Raw genomic sequence first — 523 nt, 5'->3', positions numbered from 1 at the left:
GCCCCGGCGCCTGCACCGCATCGACGTGCAGCCGCGCCCGGAAGCGCCGGCAGAGCGCGGCCACCGCGGCGACCGGCTGGAGCGTGCCGGTCTCGTTGTTGGCGAGCATCAGCGCGACCGCCGCGGGCCGCGCATCGCCCGCGAGCGCGGCCTCGAGCGCGGCGAGGTCGATCACCCCGTCGCGATCCACCGGGATCCGTTCGGCCTCGGGAGCCGCTCGCAGCACGGAGTCGTGCTCGGTCGCGCCGGCGAGCACGCGCCGGCCCTCGGCGCGCAGGCCGGCAAGCACGGTCGCGTTCGCCTCCGTGCCGCCGGACGTGAACACCACCGCCGCCGGGGAGAGCCCCGCCAGCCCGGCGAGCCGCTCGCGCGCCTCCTCGAGCAGGCGCCGTGCCGCCCGTCCGGCGGCGTGCACCGAGGACGGGTTGCCGGACACGTCCAGGGCGGCGAGCACGGCCGCGCGCGCCTCCGGGCGCAGCGGCTCGGTCGCGTTGGCGTCGAGATGGAGCCGGGTCATGCGGTC

1 protein-coding gene is annotated in these 523 nt (G+C 78.8%); it reads right to left on the bottom strand.

From position 1 onward, the window contains the following. On the bottom strand, positions 1-517 hold a 517-nt coding region (locus tag FK498_RS19015; protein WP_141857296.1), incomplete at its 3' end, for an aminotransferase class V-fold PLP-dependent enzyme. Between the last annotated feature and the right edge of the window lie 6 nt (positions 518-523).

This window comes from Elioraea sp. Yellowstone (assembly GCF_006704265.1).
Classification (GTDB): domain Bacteria; phylum Pseudomonadota; class Alphaproteobacteria; order Acetobacterales; family Acetobacteraceae; genus Elioraea.
This window is presented reverse-complemented; position numbering and strand designations above follow the sequence as displayed.